This window comes from uncultured Methanobrevibacter sp. (assembly GCF_937881195.1).
Taxonomy (GTDB): domain Archaea; phylum Methanobacteriota; class Methanobacteria; order Methanobacteriales; family Methanobacteriaceae; genus Methanobinarius.
Genome location: NZ_CALGFC010000034.1, coordinates 1 through 1,522, shown reverse-complemented (window position 1 = coordinate 1,522; position 1,522 = coordinate 1). Strand labels below are relative to the sequence as shown.

Annotated in this window: 1 pseudogene; it reads left to right on the top strand. The window is 31.3% G+C overall.

Features of this window, described 5'->3' with window-relative positions:
- Nucleotides 1–24: 24 nt before the first annotated feature.
- Nucleotides 25–1,522, top strand: a pseudogene (locus Q0087_RS05475) (hypothetical protein); the annotation flags it as partial.

The window sequence follows — 1,522 nt, the reverse complement described above, 5'->3', positions numbered from 1 at the left end:
AAATTATTTATTTGGAGGTGAATAATGTTAAATTATTCAAAAAAATTAGATAGGAAAATTTTTATTTTGGGTCTAGTCATTTTCACTGTTTTTTTGTTAGCTACAACAACACAAACAGATTTTGCAGCTACTAACCCAATTAATAACACAACAGCTGGTGGAATAAGTGGTGCAATAAATAGCTCAAGTCCTGGAGACATAATAGAACTTGATGAAGGAACATATTCTGGGAATAATAATACAAATATGACTATTGCTAAGAATGTTACAATTCAGGGAAAAACAAAAGATAAAGTCATATTAGATGCACAAGGACTATCAAGGATATTTGTAATAAACAATAACTTAAATGTGACTTTTATAAATATAACATTCACAAACGCATATACTACTTCTAATGGTGGAGGAATATACAATAATTATGTAAATACTACAATGAAATTCATCGATTGTATATTCAAAGGTAATACTGCACTCGTGGCTGGTGGAGGAATATATAGTAGAGGTAATATTACTATTATTGGTTCTAATTTTACAGATAATACTGCTGACAGTGGTGGTGGTTTACATATAGCTTCTGTTGTTAGTAATAATTATCCTACTTTAATTGTATATGGTTCTCATTTTAATAATAATTCTGCTAGTGGTTCTGGTGGTGGTATTAGTATAAATGCTTGTGATTATGTTGTTATAAATAATTCTAATTTTGTAAATAATATTGCGAATTATGGTTCTGGTGGTGGTTTATCTCTTATGTTTGGTTCTTTTAACTTTAATGGTTTTTTAAACATAATAAATTCTAATTTTACAAATAATACTGCTATTGATTATTATGGTGGTGGTATTTATTTAAGAAGTGGCACTGATAATTCTACTCTTTTTGCGAATATAAGTGGTTCTACTTTTGAAGATAACTCTGCTGTCATTGGTGGGGGATTATACGTATCTCCTGGTGGTGTTCTTATCACTTGTACTGATACACATGTTAATTTGAATTTGGAGAATTCTATTTTTAGGGGAAATAAAGCAACTAATGGAGGAGCACTGGCATTATCTAAAGGTAATGAATCTTCTACTGATGCTACTTTAGTTTCAAATATTATAGGCACTACTTTTACCGATAATGAAGCTACTAATGGTGGTGGTGGAATTTTCATCGAATTTGGGGAGGCTAATATTGAGGATTCTCTAATTGTTAATAATTATGCGGGTAATGATGGTGGTGCAATTGCTTTAAAAGCAAATGATTCTGATGTTACAGTGCATATTTCTGACTCTGAAATAACTGACAACACTGCAGGTAACAATGGTGGCGCCATATCTTCAATTACTAATGAGAATAGTACTGGTAATTCTACTGTTCTTGTTACTGGTTCTGATTTGAGTGGTAATTCTGCTTGTAATAATGGTGGGGCTTTGTCTTCTAATACTGGTGAAAATAGTAGTGGAAATAGTATTATAGTTGTCATTGATTCTGATATTGAGAATAATACTGCGGGTAATAATGGTGATACAGCGTCTG